Raw genomic sequence first — 16493 nt, 5'->3', positions numbered from 1 at the left:
TGCGCCAGATTGCGACTCAAATGTTGAACTGTGCTGATTGCTAATATGGCACGAAAGACGTGCAATAACCATGGCTAAGGTAATCACGCTATCGCTATGAACAGCGCATTTCATCCCGAGCCAATGCTATGCCGGCGAACAAAATCGCAGCGCTGAGCGATCATGCGCCGGTGGACGGCAGCTCCAGAACCCGTGCCGTCCATGGCGAAGGAAGCGCTAAAGGAAATTGCGAGCTGGCGCCCGTCGGGCGCTAGCTGATGCCGCCGAGGCAGACATATTTAATTTCCATAAATTCTTCGATCCCGTATTTGGAACCCTCACGGCCAAGGCCGGAGAGTTTGACGCCGCCGAAAGGAGCTTCCGCCGTCGAGATCAATCCTGTGTTGACACCAACCATGCCGTATTCGAGGGCCTCGGCGACGCGGAAAACGCGAGCGAGATCCTTCGCGTAGAAGTACGAGGCCAGGCCAAACTCGGTATCGTTTGCCTGCTCGATCACGTCGGCCTCGTCCTTGAAGCGGAAGAGCGGCGCCACCGGCCCGAAAGTCTCCTCGCGGGCAACGACCATCTCTTTGGTGACGTTGGCGAGCACCGTCGCCTCGAAGAAAGTGCCGCCGAGCACGTGGCGCTTTCCGCCCTGTACGACGCTCGCACCCTTGGCGAGCGCATCGGCAACGTGTTCCTCGACCTTCTCCAGCGCTGGCTGGTCGATCAGCGGTCCCAGAATGACACCCTCGTCGAAGCCATTGCCGGTCTTCAATTTGCCGACGGCTGCCGCAAGCTTCTGTGAGAAAGCATCATAGACACCTTCCTGCACGTATAACCGGTTTGCGCACACGCAAGTCTGGCCATTGTTGCGGAACTTGGCGATCAGCGCACCTTCGACGGCGGCATCAAGATCAGCGTCGTCGAAGACGATGAAGGGTGCATTGCCGCCGAGTTCCAGTCCAAGTTTCTTGATTGTCGGAGCACTCTGCTTGTAGAGCTCGGCGCCGATTTCCGTGGAACCGGTGAAGGTCAATTTGCGGACGGTCGGATTGGCGGTCATTTCGGCGCCAATCTCGCGTGCCGAGCCGGTGACAACCGAAAACAGGCCCTTCGGAAGCCCGGCGCGTTGCGCAAGCACGGCAATTGCAATGGCCGAGAAGGGCGTCTGGCTGGCCGGCTTCAGCACCATGGCGCAACCGGCAGCAAAGGCAGGCCCCGCTTTTCGCGTGATCATGGCATTCGGGAAGTTCCAGGGGGTGATCGCGGCAACCACGCCGATCGGCTGCTTCATCACCATGATGCGCTTGTCGGGTTGGTGACCGGGAACCAGATCGCCATAGACCCGCCGCCCTTCCTCCGCGAACCATTCGACGAAGCTTGCGCCATAGACGATCTCGCCGGTCGCTTCGGCAACCGGTTTGCCCTGTTCAAGCGTCAGGATACGGCCGAGATCGTCCTTGTTTTCGATCATCAGCTCGAACCATTTGCGAAGAATGCCCGAGCGTTCCTTGGCGGTGCGCGCCGCCCAGCCCTTTTGGGCGACGCGTGCCGCCTCGATCGCGGCTTTTGTCTCGGGCGCTCCCAGCTTGGGCACGCGGCCGATGATTTCACCGGTCGCCGGATTGTTGACTTCGATCGCATTCGCCGGATCGGCCTCGATCCATCGGTCGCCGATCAGGGCTGCCTGCCGAAAGAGTGTGGGGTCCTTGAGGTTCATGTTGTCCATCCCATCGAGAAATTGTGCCGTTCAGCATCTCCGCGGCCGCCTCGGCCAAGCCTTAGGACAATGTCGCCATCCTCTTCCGCCCTGTCAAACGCGTTGTGGTAAAAGGGTCGCCCAGTGCCGAGGCGCAATCTCGAAAATGGTTGGAGGTTTCCAACACCGGCGCGCAATTTTCGGGAACCTTTGCCGTCGAGCTCCATCTATATCAATGCGAAAGCGGTGACATGAAAGAGGTGACGATGTCGCAGATTCAAGCAGATGGGGCCGAAGCACTCGATACGCTCGCCGATGTCGAGCTGGCGCGCCGCGCGGTCGCCCGCGATCGCCACGCTTTTCGCGCGATCATGAAGGCTCACAATCAGAGGCTCTACCGTCTGGCAAGAAGCATTGTTCGCAATGACAGCGAGGCGGAGGACGTTGTTCAGGAGGCCTATGTGCTCGGATTTGCGCATCTCGATCGTTTCCGAGGAGAGTCCTCGCTCGGGACCTGGCTTTCGCGCATCGTAATCAACGAAGCTCTTGGACGTCTGCGCAAGAAGCGGCGGGCGGCGGGCGTCGCGCGTCCTGCCGACGAAAACAGCGGAGCAATGATCCTCCGATTTCCTGTCGACAACACCGGCGATCCGGAGCGCACCATGGCACAGCGGCAAATTCTGCAATTGGTCGAGCAGGCGACCGACGCCCTGCCGGATATCTACCGAACCGTCTTTGTCGCAAGAGTGATCGAGGGGCTGAATGTGGATGAGACCGCGGCGTTGCTCGGCCTGCGGGCCGAGACCGTCAAGAGCCGGCTTCATCGCGCCAGGCGCCTGGTAAGGGAGCGCCTCGACGAGCAGATCGGTCCCGTGCTCCTTTCCGCATTTCCCTTCGCGGGCCGTCGTTGCGAACGCCTGACAACGGCGGTGATGAGCCGTCTCGGTTTTCTCGACTGATTGCGGGAACCTTCCCGTCGGGCTGACATCCAATGTCTGTTCCAGAAAAACAATGCCCGGCCTCGCCGGTTCGGGCGAAGGAGGTTCCTATGCAGACTCGACAGATTGCGACCCTGACCGCGCTTTGCCTGTTCGGACTTGCGCCATCCGCATGGGCAGCGGACAAGCCGACGGACCCGCAGATCGCGCATATCGCCTATACGGCCGGCACCATCGATATCGAGGCCGCAAAACTTGCGATCTCGAAATCCAAGAACAAGGACGTTGTTGCCTTCGCGGAGGACATGGTGCGAGACCATGAGGCCGTGAACAAGCAGGCTCTTGCACTGGTCAAGAAGCTCAAGGTTACGCCGGTGGACAATGAAACGAGCAAGACGTTGACCAAGGCTGCAACCGATGAGCGAACAAAACTTGCCAAACTCAGCGGAGCGAGCTTCGACAAGGCCTATGTCGACAACGAGGTCGCCTACCACAAGCAGGTCAATGGCGCGCTCGAGACGCTATTGATCCCGTCGGCGAGCAACGCGGAGCTCAAGGAGTTGCTCCAAACCGGCCTCAAGGTCTTCCAGGGCCATCAGCAGCATGCCGAGCATGTCGCTGGCGAGCTTAAATAGGAGATACCAGCATGCTGAGACGGCATCTGTGGATCGTTGCGGTATCTGCGTTGACCATCGGTGTCGTTCCGGTGCGGGCGGAAACAGTCACTGTAACAATCGAAAAGATGATGTTTTCGCCCGCTGAGATCAGCGCAAGGCCAGGCGACACGATCGAATGGATCAACAAGGATATTCTTGCCCATACGGCGACCGTGAAGGGTGACTGGGAGGTGGTCATTCCTCCCGGGAAATCCGCAAGTGCCGTGCTGAAGGCGACCACGTCGGTTGATTACTATTGTCGCTTTCATCCGAACATGAAGGGTCGTATCTCGATACCCGCTCAATAGTAAGGCTGCGCGGCGCTGCGTGGAGACACCCTCCGCCGCCATATCCGACCATCCCCGGATAGAATCCGTCTTCGCTCGGCCTTCGCGCTGTCCTATAGAGCTTTCATGTATTCGCTGGAACGCCCTGTAGCCCTTGAGCAAATCGTGAAGAAGAGCCGGTTTCTGGCGATTGGTGTTCCGATCGTCAGCGAGATCGACGCGAAGGAGGCGCTTGCGGTACGCAGCCATGGCGATGCCAACCATAATTGTTGGGCCTGGCGCATCGGCCAGACCTACCGTTTCAGTGATGACGGCGAGCCAAGCGGAACAGCAGGAAAACCCATACTGCAGGCGATCGATGGCCAATCACTCGACAAGGTCATTGTCATCGTGACGCGCTGGTTCGGAGGTGTGCTTCTTGGCACCGGTGGTTTGATCCGCGCCTATGGCGGGACGGCGGCCGCCTGCCTCCGGTCCGGCGAACTCATCGAACTCGTTCCAACTTTGGAAGGAACGATCCGAGCCGGGTTTTCCGACCTTGCGATCCTCAGGGCAAGGCTCGCCGCCTTCGAGGGGGTGCACGTCCTCAGCGAGGCTTTCTTCGAGGCTGGCGCGGAGATCGCGGTGAGCTTTCCGCAGGCACGGTCGGACGAGATTGCCCGTTTGATTGCCGACACCACAAGTGGACGCAGCGCGCTCACCCTCAAACAATAGGGCGAGCGCGAGCCTTCAGGTCAGCATCGCGTAAGCGCTCGAGCAAGCAATCCGGCGCCCGACTTAACGCCAGCCTAGTGCCGGTGCCACATATTTGAGGATCGCCTCGATCACATGAGCGTTGTATTCGACGCCGAGTTGATTGGGGACTGTCAGCAACAGGGTGTCGGCTTCGGCAATGGCTTCGTCTTCGGAGAGCTGCTTGACCAGCGCCTCAGGTTCGGCCGCATAGGAGCGACCAAAGATCGCCTTGGTGTTTTCGTCGATATAGCCGATCGAATCCTGTTCCTTGCCGCCGCGGCCGAAGTAGGCACGGTCGCGATCGTCGACGAGCGCGAAGATGCTGCGGCTGACTGACACGCGTGGGGTGCGAGTATGGCCGGCTGCCTTCCATGCCTCCCTGTAGGCGCGGATTTGTGCGGCCTGCTGGACATGGAAGGGTTCACCGGTTTCGTCATCCTTCAGCGTCGAACTCTGCAGGTTCATGCCGAGCTTGGCTGCCCAGATTGCAGTTGCATTGGACCCCGCGCCCCACCAGATGCGCTCGCGCAATCCTTCCGAATAGGGTTCAAGGCGCAGCAGGCCGGGCGGGTTAGGGAACATCGGACGCGGGTTCGGTTGGGCAAAACCTTCGCCCTTGAGTGCTTCCAGGAACACCTCGGCATGGCCGCGGCCCATGTCTGCATCGCTCGTACCATCCTGTGGCTGGTAGCCGAAATAGCGCCAGCCATCGATGACCTGCTCCGGAGAGCCGCGGCTGATCCCCAGTTGCAGGCGGCCACCGGCAATGAGATCGGCAGCACCGGCGTCCTCGGCCATGTAGAGAGGGTTCTCGTAACGCATGTCGATGACCGCGGTGCCGGTCTCTATGGTCTTCGTCTTCGCACCGACTGCCGCCAGGAGCGGAAAAGGCGACGCCAGCTGCCGCGCAAAGTGGTGGACGCGGAAATACGCGCCGTCCGCACCGAGTTCTTCGGCGGCAACGGCAAGATCGATGGATTGGAGCAGCGCATCACCCGCGGAGCGGGTTTTTGATTGAGGCGAGGGCGCCCAATGGCCGAAGGAGAGAAAGCCGATTTTCTTCATGATTTTACCCGTTGGATATCGCGGTTTGCGGTGGGAATTTTGATGGGCATAACATGGGGATCAGCGTCTGCCACGAAAAGACGATTGAACGCTCTGTTCATCCTTTGAGATTGACGTCCACCAAATGAGCGGCCGCTACTGCTGCGATGCGGTCGGCCGTCTTGCAAAAGGCAGGAAGAGCAGCGCGCAGCCTGTCAGTATGGCGACGATCAGCCAAGCCTGGTTGATCGCCTGGACACTTGCTGCTGTCTGTACGAGCGGATCAAGCGCAGCGATCGTGTCCGGTGTGAAGTCGCCGGTGCTGCCGGTGATCGTTCCCGCCGGAGCCCCGATAAACGCCGCCGTGGCTGCGTCGCCGGCCCGCAGTTGATCCCATAGTCTCTGCCCAAGCGGCTCCGACCTCGTGTAGATGATCGTATCGATCATGGCGATGCCGATCGCCCCGCCCAGATTGCGCATCAGATTGAAGAGGCCGCTTGCGTCGGGCACCCGCGATGCCGGCAAGGTTCCGAGGGCGAGGCGTGTCGGCGGCAGAAGGCAGAACATGATCGCGGCACCGCGCACGACCTGCGGCCAGAACATGGCATCGAAGTCGGAGCGCGGATCATGGACTGCGCTCATCCCCAGTCCGATCGCAAACAACCCGAAGCCTGCGGCTGAGAGCAGACGCGGATCTGTCCGCTTTTCCAGCGCAACGGCGATCGGTGCGGTGAACAGCTGCGTTATGCCTGTGACCAGCATCGTCATCCCGATTTCCAGGGCATTGTGCCCCCTGACGAAGGCAAGGAACACCGGCATGAGATAGACCGAGCCGAACAGGCCGATCCCGAGCACGAAGCTGAGGGCCGACCCGACCAAGAAATTCCGATCTCGGAAATGATGCAGGTCGACGATGGGACGCGTTCTGCGCAGCGACCGGGATGCAAATGCGGACCCCGATACCAGGCTGAAAGCTAGCAAGCTCAGGACGTAAGGCGAGATCCAGCCGCTCGTCGGCGCCTCCTTCAAACCCAGTTCCAGGCTCGCCAGCGCCAGCGCCATCATAAGGAGCGACAGACCATCGAGGTGCCGTAGTTCGGACACGTCGCCCTTCTGCCGGGGCAGGAACTGCCACGCCACCAGCGCCGAGACAATGCCGGGAACGATATTGATGAGGAACAGCCAATGCCACGAATAGGTTGACGTCAGCCAGCCGCCGATAATCGGTCCAACCGTCGGTGCCAAGACAGCCAGCACGCCGGCGATTGTCGTGGCGAGTGCCTGCCGCTCATTGGGAAAGAGGATGAAAACGGCCGAAAAAACCGCCGGGATCAGCGTTCCACCGGAAAAGCCCTGAACGACCCTCCAGGCAACCAGTTCGCCAAAGCCGTTGCTTGCCGCACAGCCAGTGGAAGCGACGACAAACAAGCCTATGGAGGCGACGAACAGCCATCTCATCGTCAGGACACGCGTCAGCAAGCCTGTCAACGGTATCGCGATCACCTCTGCGATCAGATAGACGGTCTGGATCCAGCTCATCTGGTCAGGATCGATATTGATGGCCTGCTGAATTGTCGGCAGGGATGTCGCGACCACCTGGATGTCCAGGATCCCCATGAACATCCCGATGCACATCGCAATGAAGCCCACCCAGATCACCGCCGAAGGCGGATGAGAGGAGGCGGGCTCAAGGTGTTGCGACATGCGGTTGCCCTGCGATCGGGATGGTTCAAGACGGCCCGCGCTGCGGGCCTTCACTCAGGACGGCGGAAAAACGCTTCCAGGCGATAGCCGTCCGGATCGATGACAAATGCTGCGTAATAGAACGATCCGTACTCGGGGCGTATTCCCGGTTCTCCGTTGTCCGTCCCGCCGCCGGCCATTGCGTTTGCGTGGAAGGCTCTGACGCCTTCCTCGTTGGGGGCAACAAAACAGAAGTGCAGTCCCGACTCCATGTCGGGAACGACAGGCCGCTCGGCGAGCTTTATCCAGAGCTGGGGCTGTTCAGCACCGTAGCCCAGCCATCCGTCACTCGTTGAAAGCCTCGTATAGCCCAGCGGCTCGAGTGCTGCGTCGTAGAATTTTCGTGCACGCTGGAGATCGGACACGCCGATAGAAACATGATGAAACATCATTCCTCCTTCTATGCCGGCGCTCGTGTTTGATGAGCCGCAGCCAATCGGGCCGCTCGCGACTGTACAGCGTCGCATCAGTAAAGCAAATGATGGAGCTCAATTGTCGATCCCGGTGCTGCCCCGAGGACTGACCAGCAGAAAGGAACATTGCCAAAGCAGGCTGAAGTCTTTGAAAAGAAACTGATGGATTGTGGCGCCAAGCGAGTTTGACAAGCCGTCAGGAACGCGCAGCGTCGGCTCAACGACCGAGGCCCACCGCTTGCATTAGTGCAAAGCGGTGGGCCCCGGACACGCTGAAGAGATGCTGGCATTTCGCGTTCAGGTGGTGCTGCACGCGAAAGTTACTCGATGCTAGTTCGCCTTAACCCTTCGCGCGAGAGCCATTACGTAATCGTCGGCGATATCGGCCAAGGTCAGAGCGACCTCGGTTTCCTTCCATCCCGCAGCAACGGCTCGTTGCACGAAAGCTCGAAAAGCCTGTGCAAGGACTTCCTCACGCTCGACGACGCGGTACGGATCATTCGTAGAATATTGAGGGTTGCTGATCTGGATCGTAGGGTTGGTCGGTTCCATGATATGCCCCTGAAAGTTGCCCCATCTGATGACGGGCGCATTTCCTTGTGCGTTCCGTCTCACTGCCTGCACTGCGATTATGCTTCTTTATTAAGGGGTTACTGGGATCTTGTCGTTAGCTACGCATCCGGAAACTTGCAGCAGCGTACATTTCTGCGGCTCCAGGGACGGCCCCAGGTGCTCTCGCTGTTGAGCGATATTGGCACAGCCGCGGCTGTTCGCTTTGCACGAGGCATCACCCCCAAAACGCGGGAACTTGCGGCGGCGGGCATTCAGCGCGAACGGGGAGGCGACCGACGCAAGGCGCTAACGCAACAACCGCGCTCAGGCTCGACGGTTGTGCCCAAGCGTTCTCAGCCATGTGTCGAAGGACTGACCACTCTCAGCCTCGGCTACCGGCTCGACGGAATAGCCAATATTGGACGGCATGCCCGAAGTCCTCGCCTCACGCGGGCTGTAGCCGAATTCCTTGCTGAAGGCGCGGCTGAAATGTGCGGCTGAGGAAAAGCCAGCCGCGAAGGCGATATCGGCGATTTGTTGCCGGTTGGAGGTATCGCTCAATGCGGCGTGCGCGGACAAGAGCCGGCGTCGCTGGATATAGTGATGCACACCGCCGTCTGTCTCGAAAGCCTGGTAGAGCCGCGTGCGGGAGACGCCCAGTTCCCGGCACAAACGGTCGGTCGTCAGGTCGGGTGACATCAGATTGTGCTGGACGAAGCGGTGGACGCGTTCCTTCAGTGGCAAGCCGCTGCTTTGTTCTGGCGACGAGACATGTGCTGACGATGATGAAACACAGGCCAGGATCAGATCGCGGACGGTCTGTACCACGTGAGAAAGATCCGCCTCAGCAAGCAGGGCCAGCTTCGTCTCGACGCCATCCAGATAGTCGATCAGCAGTTTGGCGCGTGTTCCGACAAGCGCGATGTTGTTCTTGATTTCGACAGCGGAGGCGGGATGGAGCAATTCGCGAGGCAGGTAGAGGGACAGGGTTTGGGCGTCCGTCGATCGACCACGAAAGGGATGCCCCAAACTACGCAATTCGACATTTCCAGGCTCGCCCTCGGAAACATGTCCGCCAACTTCCGTCCATGTTCGACCGCCGCGCAATACAGAGATATGCCAGTGATCGATCGGGCTTGATCGAACCTTCGCTTCCGAACGCATATAGCTATGGGCGGGCGTGCTTTGCTGAACGACAAGCATGCCGCCGAGGTTCCAGACCGCATGGTCGGCCACAAAACCCGTATCCGTGGGAATGCTGTCCGGGCGCCTGATATCGACAAGCGGCGCGACATAAGACTGCCAGGCGAAAAATTGCTGTGCCGGCTCAAGGTCGCGCGTGGAAAATCGCAGGGGTTTCAATGCCGGAGGAGGCGCAGGGTGCTCGTCCGGTGGTTTGGTGTCGCGAGGAAAGCGACGGCGTTCCACCTGCACGGTCTTGCTATCGTCGCGCTTGCCGCCATCAGGGTGTGGAGGGGAGAGGCGAGATCGTTCATCGTCCGGCAATTCGGTCTCCATATTGGATCAGGGAGCACGGCCTAGCTATCCCACCAGTACTGAATCAGCTGTTGTCAAAGCTAGCGCATGCCGCGTTGTAGTCAATGAAAACGCTACCATAGGACGCCGTTATGCACACTCGCGCGATTGTGGATGCGTGCTGCATGCAACGGTGCCGTCTGGGTGATAGTGGGGGACGCCAGTCGAACTCACAGCGCGCGGCTATTTGCGAGCCGCCCGCGCTAGTCCCGCCAGCCCTCGAGGATCTGGACGAAAGACGTCAACCAGGCATTTGTCTGGTGGGCGTCCAGCGCGCGATGGTCGATCGTTAGCGAGACATAGGCCATCGGCCGAATCTGGATGGTATCGACGCCGTCGATCTCTCGTACGACGACGCGCTTCTCCATTTTTCCGACGCCAAGAATTGCCGACTGCGGCTGATTGATGACGATGGGCGTAGCGACCAGCGAGCCAGACACGCCATGGTTTGAGATGGTGAAGGTGCCGCCGCGCATGTCGGCGTTGGTCAGGCCACCGGAACGCCCGCGATTGGTCAGGTCTTGAAGTCTGGCGGCGACATCGGGTAACGCGAGGCTCTGCGCTTGCTGGATCACCGGGACGACCAGGCCCCTGTCGCCGAGGGCCATGCCGACGCCGATGTTGATATCGTCGAAGACCTCCAGATGATCCTCATGCCAGCGGCTGTTGATCTCCGGTACTGCCCGCATCGCCACGACGCAAGCGACGATGATATAGGCCGTATAGGAGAGATTGATGCCATCGGCGGCCATTGCCGCCTTGTTCCTTTCGCGATGCCTGATGACTGCCGTGAAATCGGCCTCGAAGATCGACGTGACATGGGGGGCAGCCGTAAGCGACTCCAGCATGTGCCGGGCGATGGAAAGCCGCATGGGCGTATGGGCGACCATACGCGACCCGTGACTGGTCTGATCGCGGGCAAGAGTGGCCGGCCCGGAGCCGGTCGGCGTGTTCAGGGGCGACGGTATCCCGTCGCGGCGCTGCTTTTTTTCGAACGCGGCATCCATATCCAAACGCGTGACACGTCCGTCCTTGCCGGTGCCAAGCACCGCAGCCGGGTCGATGCCATATTGTGCGCCGGCGCTGCGAACCGCTGGCGAGAACCGGTCCCCGCCTGCATCGCTTGTCTCGCGGGACGGCAAGGTGGGAGTATCCCGCACATGGTCATCACCGGCAGCGGTAGCTATCAGGCGAATACGGCCGAGAACTGCGCCAGGCGTCGCATCCGTGCCCGATCCCATTACGATCTCGTCAAGTATCCCGGCTGCGGGTGCGGAAATCTCCTGCGTCACCTTGTCCGTCTCAAGTTCGACGAGGGGATCATCCAGCGCGACAGTCTCACCCGGTTGCTTCAGCCAGCTGCGGACGACCGTCTTCGTACCCTCCTGCTCGACGGGAACGAGGACTTCGGCGAAATCGACCATGATCTAGTACTCCACCAAGGCGGTGATCTTCTGCCGGATCCGGTCCACGGACGGCAGTGCCCATTCGAGCAAGGATGGATTGTGCGGGCTCGGGATGTCAGGCATCGTCAACCGTGCGACCGGGGCGTCGAGATCCAGGAAGGTCTCGTCAGCAACGACGGCGGCGATCTCCGCGCCGAAGCCGGCTGTCTTAAGGTCCTCATGGACGATAAGGCAGCGCCGTGTGCGACGAACCGACGAGATGACGCTCTCGCGGTCCCACGGCATCAATGTTCGCAGATCGATGACATCGGCGGAGATGTCTTCTGCCGCTTCCTCGCAGCGCGGAACCATGGCACCCCAGGTCACGATCGTGATTGCGTCGCCCCTGCGTGTAAAGCGTGCCTTGCCAAAGGGAAGCGCGAAGTTGTCGCCGGGGTAGGGGCGACGAGCCCATGGATGGTCGAGCATGGCGCGATGCTCGAAGAAGATCACCGGATCGTTCCCGCGCAGGGCCGTTCGCAACAGCCCGACGGCGTCTTCGGCGTTCGAGGGAACGGCAACCTGCCAGCCTGGTTGATGGACGAAGGCGACCTCGTTCGTCTGGCTGTGCCACGGATCCCCACATTTGAAAAAGCCGCCGGGCACGCGCAGCACGACCGGCGCGGCGAACCGGTTGTTGGTGCGCCAGCGGATCGTACCGCAATCGTTGATCTGTTCGGTCGCGGGCTCGGCGTATTTGCGGAACTGGATCTCGGGAACGGGAACGAGGCCCGCGAGCGCCATCCCGACGGCGCGACCGACGATGCCTTCTTCCGACAGCGATGTGTCAAAGACACGGTCCTTGCCGAATTTCTCCTGGAGTCCAAGCGTGACCGCGTGAACGCCGCCCTTCGGACCAATGTCCTCGCCAAACAGCACCACGCGTGGGTTGGTGGCCAATTCGTGGTCCAGTGTGCGCCTGATCGCCGTGACCATATTGATGCGTTGGCCGTCTGGCGCGGCCTCGTTGCTGCATTCCGGAGCCCGGTAGCCGTCGCAGTGCTGACCGCCCATTGACTGCATTTCCCCGTCGAAAAACACATGACGGGTGACGGTTTCGGGAGACGAAAAGGCGCGGCTTTCAGCCTCGGCGCGTGCCTTTTCCGCGGTGTCGCCGGCCTCAAGCCTGCAGGCTTCCCACTCGTCCGCGCTGATTGCCAAGGGAACCAGGTAGTCTCGCAGACGGGGCAGCGGATCACGGGCCCATTCCGCCTTTACGAGCTCTTCACTCTTGTAGGACTGGGTGTCCTGGAAGCTATGACCCTCCAGCCGCGGAACCGTCAGCCGCAGGAGAGCTGGCATTCTCTGATCGCGGACGAAACCGACGGCGTTTTGCGTGAGGCGAGCCACGTCAGCGGGATCGCAGCCATCACCTTCAAAGATGGCAAGGCCGCGCCAGCTCGCGAGATTGGCTGCAATGTTTCCGCCCGGCGTTTGCATGTCGGAGGGAACTGAGATCCCGAAGCCGTTATCCTCGACGTAAAACAACATCGGCAGCTTCTGCGTTGTAGCGATTGTCAGCGCCGACCAGAAGCCATTCGATGCGACCGAGCCATCTCCACCAAGGACGACCGCTACCGCGTCACTGTAGTCATGCTCCCCGAGGACCGTTGCATGGTAGTGAATTGCCTGGGCCCAGCCCGCGGTCGGGGTGTACTGGGCACCGACACCGCCGCACATCGGCAGGGCAGAAGCGCCGTCGCGGTTCGGATAGTTGAAGACGACGCCAATATCGCGACCGTCCGAATAGCCGCCGGCGCGCGCCATCGCCGAGCCGAGCGCATCGGCCGGATCGACGCCGAGCGACAAAAGCAGCGGGCGTGACCGATAGTAGCCGCAGGTAGCATCGTGGCGGTTCGTCAGCTGCAGCCCGAGCATGATCTGCGCCATGTCGTGGCCGCGGGCGGAAAACTGATAGAGGATCTTTTTTTCGGGGACGAGCCGCGTTTCTTCCATCTCGTCAAGGATGCGCGAGAGATGCAGGAGATAGGTAACGCGCTTCCAGTCTATTCCCTCATCGGGTGCGTTCCTGCCACGCATTATAAGCGCGGTCGCCTGTGCCATCTTCGATCCTCCCAAATCTCTGATCCACGAGGAGGTTAGTACAGCCTTGGAGAAATTTCGTTTCAGTTTTCCGCGAAAGGCACGGTGGTGTGAAACGTTCATTTCACCAGACGGCGATATTTCACACCATCAATTCGGCACTCTCGATAAGGTTCCGGTTTGGCCGGTATTGCCGGTGGCTGCGTATCGAATCGTCGGGCAGATCCGCGTGTCGCCGAGGGGATCGTGCAAGTTTCCTTCGCAACCTGCATCTCGAGGCTGCAAATTCCAGATGCCTCATATGCGCTTTTCGAAATGCTCATTCATAAAGCAATGCGCTATATAATTGTGCATCGCACAAGGAGATATGACATGAAAATCGGCAACAAGATCGGAGAGTTCCTTCAGCTCCGTAAGGCATACAGAGATCTTTCCAGACTTGACGACTCGGCGCTGAAGGACATCGGCGTCAGCCGTGGCGACATCAAGCGGCTGGTTTACGGCCGCTAAGGCACCGAACGAGACCCAGACCTCAAGGCCCGCCCAAGCGGGCCTTTATTATTTCAGGGATTGCCTGGCAGGTTCTTGGCGTCCGCTGCCAGCGACACCAGCCCCCCCTTTATGAGAAGGCATCCTCGCTTACCTCAGAGTGGCGATCCAAGATGCCTGTTGTCAGCGCATCAGGGGCTAGTGGCTTCGATTTGCGGTGAGAGGATTTGCGATCTGTTAATGATCTGGGCGCCCGAAATTAACTATTTGTTAACCAAATCAGACATAGAAATAGTCAACGATTTCTTAACATAGATGACCAAAGTGCTAACTGACGCTCGCTCGATCCGTATCAAGGGCCGCTCTTTTCTGGCGGTCATGCTTTCGCCAGATCTTCCCTTCGATGACTGGCTCGTGAGACTAGACGATCTTGCCGCGCGCTCCGCCGGCTTCTTCCTGGGGCGACCAGTCGTGCTTGACGTCGGCGATCTCCAGATCGACCGGGCGCAGCTGAAGGGCCTGATTGCCGAGCTGGCGCAGCGCAACGTCAGCATCATGGGGATCGAGGGCTGCCGCCCGTCGCTGATCGGCCCCGGCATGCCCCCAGCCCTCAAGGGCGGGCGCCCTGTTTCGGATTTCGAGGTTCCGCAGCAGGAGCCGGTCATCGATGTTCGCGCCGCCCAGCCCGAAGCCGTCGAGGCCCGACCTGCGCTGCAGTCGATCGTCATCCGCGAGCCGATTCGTTCAGGCCAGTCGCTGATCTTTCCAGAAGGCGATGTCACGGTCATCGGGTCCGTCGCTTCCGGTTCGGAAATCATCGCCGGTGGCTCGGTTCATATCTACGGGACACTGAGGGGGCGGGCCATGGCGGGCTCCGTCGGAAATACATCGGCGCGAATCTTCTGCCGCAAGCTTGAGGCAGAGTTGGTGGCGATAGATGGCATCTACAAAATGGCGGAAGACATTGCGCCGAACCTTCGCGGACAGCCCGTTCAGCTTTGGCTGGAAGGCGAATCGATCAAGGCAGAGAAACTTATCTAGGCCCGAAGCTGGCTATCACACAGGAGAGAAAGATGGGGAAAGTCATCGTCGTCACTTCGGGCAAGGGCGGAGTGGGCAAGACCACATCCACCGCAGCCCTCGGAGCAGCCTTGGCTCAAAGAAACGAGAAAGTCGTTGTTGTCGACTTTGACGTCGGCCTGCGCAATCTCGATCTCGTCATGGGCGCTGAACGAAGGGTCGTTTACGATCTGATCAACGTCATCCAGGGGGACGCGAAGCTTTCGCAGGCGCTGATCCGTGACAAGAGACTTGAGACGCTCTTCCTGCTGCCGGCATCCCAGACGCGCGACAAGGACAACCTGACCGCGGAAGGCGTGGAGCGCGTTATCAACGACCTGAAGCGTCATTTCGACTGGATCATCTGCGACAGTCCGGCCGGGATCGAGCGCGGTGCCACGCTTGCCATGCGCCACGCCGACGTCGCCGTCGTCGTCACCAATCCCGAAGTCTCTTCAGTGCGTGATTCCGACCGTATCATCGGGCTGCTCGACTCGAAGACCGCGAAGGCCGAAAGCGGAGAACGGATGGAAAAACATCTGCTCCTGACGCGCTACGACCCCAACCGTGCAGAACGCGGTGACATGCTGAAAGTCGATGACGTGCTGGAGATCCTCTCCATCCCACTTCTCGGCATCATCCCAGAAAGCTCGGATGTGCTTCGCGCATCCAACATTGGTGCCCCCGTGACCCTGGCCGATAGCCGCAGCGCGCCGGCGATGGCCTATTTCGATGCTGCGCGCAGGCTGGCGGGTGAGGAGCTTCCAGTCGTCGTTCCGGGAGAAAGGCGGGGCATCTTCGGTAAAATCTTCGGACGGAGGGCCGCTGCATGAGCATCTTCAGCATCTTTGGCAAGCAAAGGACCGCGCCAGCGGCCAGGGAACGACTACAGATTCTACTCGCGCATGAGCGCGTTTCGGCAGGATCCGATCTCGTATCGTTGCTGCGCGAGGAGATCCTCGCCGTTATCGCCAAACACGTGCAGGTCGACAGCGAACGGGTTCGCGTGACGATGGATCGCGACGAGCATATGTCGATCCTCGAGATCGACGTCGAAATCCCACTGGGCGCGACCGTCCGGGCAGCATGAACGAAGGGCGGCGCCACGAGCGCCGCCTCCCGCTTGGCGCAAAGCCTGGCGATGGCGTTATTTCTTCGTCCGCAACCCATCCATCAAGAGACCGATCAGCCGGTTCGAGCGATCCCGCCACTCCGCGGATGCCGGTAGCGAATAGATGCTCGAAAGGGCGTGCAGAAGGTCGCTCGTGTCGATATCGTTTCGAATGAAGCCCTGATCGGCTGCCGCTCTCAGGAGCCGTTCAACGGCGCCGCGCAGGATGCCGCTGCCTTCGGCAAACAGCGAGGCGTTGGAGTCCATCAGGATTTTCAAGCTGCTTGCCATCCCCCGCTTTGCGGCAATGTAGCCTACAAAGCGGCGCATCCATTCTTCCAGCGCAGCGTCAGGCGCGTGGCTTGCCGCGAGATCCTCCGCCGCCGCGGCGAGGCTTTCCAGTTCCCGCCGATAGACCACCTCGACCAGATGCTCGCGCGTTGGAAAATGCCGGTAGAGCGTTCCAATGCCGACGCCGGCCCGGCGGGCAATGTCTTCCAGCGATGTTTCGACGCCAGCTTCCGCAAAGACGGCGGCGGCGACTTCGACGAGCTTCTCACGATTACGACGGGCGTCGGCGCGCAGTGGCGGCGGTGTCGACTGTGCTGTCTTCGGCGGTGCCGAGGCCAAAATAAGCTCCAAGCGCATTCCGGACTTGACGGCAACCGGCAAGTCACTAGATTAAACGGAGGCTCCTCCGTTTGTGAGGAGGTGCCTTTTACCTCTTAATCCAGAAGGGGGCAGGATGTCATGTCGAA

General features: G+C 60.2%; 17 protein-coding genes. 8 read left to right on the top strand and 9 right to left on the bottom strand.

The features are described from left to right. Positions 1 to 250 precede the first annotated feature (250 nt). Positions 251 to 1705: an NADP-dependent succinate-semialdehyde dehydrogenase gene (gabD, locus tag AF71_RS22800; RefSeq protein ID WP_169683236.1), complete on the bottom strand. Its 1455-nt coding sequence runs from the start codon at positions 1703 to 1705 to the stop codon at positions 251 to 253. A 245-nt stretch (positions 1706 to 1950) separates the two neighbouring features. On the opposite strand from gabD, the gene AF71_RS22795 reads away from it, so the two are divergent. The 4 genes from AF71_RS22795 (at position 1951) to AF71_RS22780 (ending at position 4279) form a co-directional block, all read left to right on the top strand. Next, positions 1951 to 2643: an RNA polymerase sigma factor gene (locus AF71_RS22795; RefSeq protein WP_169683234.1), complete on the top strand. Its 693-nt coding sequence runs from the start codon at positions 1951 to 1953 to the stop codon at positions 2641 to 2643. Positions 2644 to 2732: 89 nt separating this feature from the next. Next, entirely contained in the window at positions 2733 to 3257 is a 525-nt protein-coding gene (locus tag AF71_RS22790) for a DUF4142 domain-containing protein (RefSeq protein WP_169683232.1), read from the top strand. Between the two features lie 11 nt (positions 3258 to 3268). Continuing rightward, positions 3269 to 3586: a plastocyanin/azurin family copper-binding protein gene (locus AF71_RS22785; RefSeq protein WP_169683230.1), complete on the top strand. Its 318-nt coding sequence runs from the start codon at positions 3269 to 3271 to the stop codon at positions 3584 to 3586. Positions 3587 to 3691: 105 nt separating this feature from the next. Then, positions 3692 to 4279, top strand: a complete 588-nt coding sequence (locus AF71_RS22780) for a YigZ family protein (RefSeq protein WP_169683228.1) — start codon at positions 3692 to 3694, stop codon at positions 4277 to 4279. 63 nt (positions 4280 to 4342) lie between these two features. Here AF71_RS22780 and AF71_RS22775 read toward each other — a convergent pair whose 3' ends face one another. From AF71_RS22775 to AF71_RS22745, 7 genes are all read right to left on the bottom strand, one after another. Then, positions 4343 to 5365: an LLM class flavin-dependent oxidoreductase gene (locus AF71_RS22775; protein ID WP_169683225.1), complete on the bottom strand. Its 1023-nt coding sequence runs from the start codon at positions 5363 to 5365 to the stop codon at positions 4343 to 4345. A 135-nt stretch (positions 5366 to 5500) separates the two neighbouring features. Next, on the bottom strand, positions 5501 to 7048 hold the full coding sequence (locus AF71_RS22770) for a DHA2 family efflux MFS transporter permease subunit (protein ID WP_169683223.1): 1548 nt from the start codon (positions 7046 to 7048) through the stop codon (positions 5501 to 5503). A 50-nt stretch (positions 7049 to 7098) separates the two neighbouring features. Then, entirely contained in the window at positions 7099 to 7476 is a 378-nt protein-coding gene (locus tag AF71_RS22765; RefSeq protein ID WP_169683222.1) for a VOC family protein, read from the bottom strand. Between the two features lie 354 nt (positions 7477 to 7830). After that, positions 7831 to 8052 (bottom strand): hypothetical protein, encoded by a 222-nt coding sequence (locus tag AF71_RS22760; RefSeq protein ID WP_062369148.1) that lies wholly within the window; start codon positions 8050 to 8052, stop codon positions 7831 to 7833. A gap of 324 nt (positions 8053 to 8376) precedes the next feature. Further along, on the bottom strand, positions 8377 to 9558 hold the full coding sequence (locus tag AF71_RS22755; RefSeq protein ID WP_246733777.1) for a helix-turn-helix domain-containing protein: 1182 nt from the start codon (positions 9556 to 9558) through the stop codon (positions 8377 to 8379). Between the two features lie 233 nt (positions 9559 to 9791). Continuing rightward, entirely contained in the window at positions 9792 to 11012 is a 1221-nt protein-coding gene (locus tag AF71_RS22750; protein WP_169683220.1) for a 2-oxo acid dehydrogenase subunit E2, read from the bottom strand. A 3-nt stretch (positions 11013 to 11015) separates the two neighbouring features. Next, positions 11016 to 13097: a transketolase C-terminal domain-containing protein gene (locus tag AF71_RS22745; RefSeq protein ID WP_169683219.1), complete on the bottom strand. Its 2082-nt coding sequence runs from the start codon at positions 13095 to 13097 to the stop codon at positions 11016 to 11018. Positions 13098 to 13448: 351 nt separating this feature from the next. Between AF71_RS22745 and AF71_RS22740 the strand changes: the two genes are divergently transcribed. The 4 genes from AF71_RS22740 to minE all read left to right on the top strand — a co-directional run bounded on the left by AF71_RS22740 (position 13449) and on the right by minE (position 15714). Beyond that, complete coding sequence (locus AF71_RS22740) at positions 13449 to 13586, top strand: DUF1127 domain-containing protein (protein ID WP_018858054.1); 138 nt, start codon at positions 13449 to 13451, stop codon at positions 13584 to 13586. A 294-nt stretch (positions 13587 to 13880) separates the two neighbouring features. After that, entirely contained in the window at positions 13881 to 14606 is a 726-nt protein-coding gene (gene minC, locus AF71_RS22735; protein WP_113471831.1) for a septum site-determining protein MinC, read from the top strand. 32 nt (positions 14607 to 14638) lie between these two features. Continuing rightward, on the top strand, positions 14639 to 15457 hold the full coding sequence (minD, locus tag AF71_RS22730; RefSeq protein WP_062369144.1) for a septum site-determining protein MinD: 819 nt from the start codon (positions 14639 to 14641) through the stop codon (positions 15455 to 15457). Then, complete coding sequence (gene minE / locus AF71_RS22725; protein ID WP_018858057.1) at positions 15454 to 15714, top strand: cell division topological specificity factor MinE; 261 nt, start codon at positions 15454 to 15456, stop codon at positions 15712 to 15714. The genes minD and minE overlap by 4 nt, the downstream gene beginning before the upstream one ends. Positions 15715 to 15771: 57 nt before the next feature. Here minE and AF71_RS22720 read toward each other — a convergent pair whose 3' ends face one another. Then, positions 15772 to 16383 (bottom strand): TetR/AcrR family transcriptional regulator, encoded by a 612-nt coding sequence (locus AF71_RS22720; protein ID WP_246733776.1) that lies wholly within the window; start codon positions 16381 to 16383, stop codon positions 15772 to 15774. Positions 16384 to 16493 lie beyond the last annotated feature (110 nt).

The sequence above is a fragment of the Rhizobium sp. 57MFTsu3.2 genome (genome assembly GCF_012932765.1).
GTDB lineage: Bacteria > Pseudomonadota > Alphaproteobacteria > Rhizobiales > Rhizobiaceae > Rhizobium > Rhizobium altiplani.
This window is presented reverse-complemented; position numbering and strand designations above follow the sequence as displayed.

What these genes read in the sequence shown, in the direction of transcription:
- gabD (WP_169683236.1), bottom strand. Translation starts at nt 1,705, where the DNA reads ATGAACCTCAAGGACCCCACACTCTTTCGGCAGGCAGCCCTGATCGGC.
- AF71_RS22795 (WP_169683234.1), top strand. Translation starts at nt 1,951, where the DNA reads ATGTCGCAGATTCAAGCAGATGGGGCCGAAGCACTCGATACGCTCGCC.
- AF71_RS22790 (WP_169683232.1), top strand. Translation starts at nt 2,733, where the DNA reads ATGCAGACTCGACAGATTGCGACCCTGACCGCGCTTTGCCTGTTCGGA.
- AF71_RS22785 (WP_169683230.1), top strand. Translation starts at nt 3,269, where the DNA reads ATGCTGAGACGGCATCTGTGGATCGTTGCGGTATCTGCGTTGACCATC.
- AF71_RS22780 (WP_169683228.1), top strand. Translation starts at nt 3,692, where the DNA reads ATGTATTCGCTGGAACGCCCTGTAGCCCTTGAGCAAATCGTGAAGAAG.
- AF71_RS22775 (WP_169683225.1), bottom strand. Translation starts at nt 5,365, where the DNA reads ATGAAGAAAATCGGCTTTCTCTCCTTCGGCCATTGGGCGCCCTCGCCT.
- AF71_RS22770 (WP_169683223.1), bottom strand. Translation starts at nt 7,048, where the DNA reads ATGTCGCAACACCTTGAGCCCGCCTCCTCTCATCCGCCTTCGGCGGTG.
- AF71_RS22765 (WP_169683222.1), bottom strand. Translation starts at nt 7,476, where the DNA reads ATGTTTCATCATGTTTCTATCGGCGTGTCCGATCTCCAGCGTGCACGA.
- AF71_RS22760 (WP_062369148.1), bottom strand. Translation starts at nt 8,052, where the DNA reads ATGGAACCGACCAACCCTACGATCCAGATCAGCAACCCTCAATATTCT.
- AF71_RS22750 (WP_169683220.1), bottom strand. Translation starts at nt 11,012, where the DNA reads ATGGTCGATTTCGCCGAAGTCCTCGTTCCCGTCGAGCAGGAGGGTACG.
- AF71_RS22745 (WP_169683219.1), bottom strand. Translation starts at nt 13,097, where the DNA reads ATGGCACAGGCGACCGCGCTTATAATGCGTGGCAGGAACGCACCCGAT.
- AF71_RS22740 (WP_018858054.1), top strand. Translation starts at nt 13,449, where the DNA reads ATGAAAATCGGCAACAAGATCGGAGAGTTCCTTCAGCTCCGTAAGGCA.
- minC (WP_113471831.1), top strand. Translation starts at nt 13,881, where the DNA reads ATGACCAAAGTGCTAACTGACGCTCGCTCGATCCGTATCAAGGGCCGC.
- minD (WP_062369144.1), top strand. Translation starts at nt 14,639, where the DNA reads ATGGGGAAAGTCATCGTCGTCACTTCGGGCAAGGGCGGAGTGGGCAAG.
- minE (WP_018858057.1), top strand. Translation starts at nt 15,454, where the DNA reads ATGAGCATCTTCAGCATCTTTGGCAAGCAAAGGACCGCGCCAGCGGCC.
- AF71_RS22720 (WP_246733776.1), bottom strand. Translation starts at nt 16,383, where the DNA reads ATGCGCTTGGAGCTTATTTTGGCCTCGGCACCGCCGAAGACAGCACAG.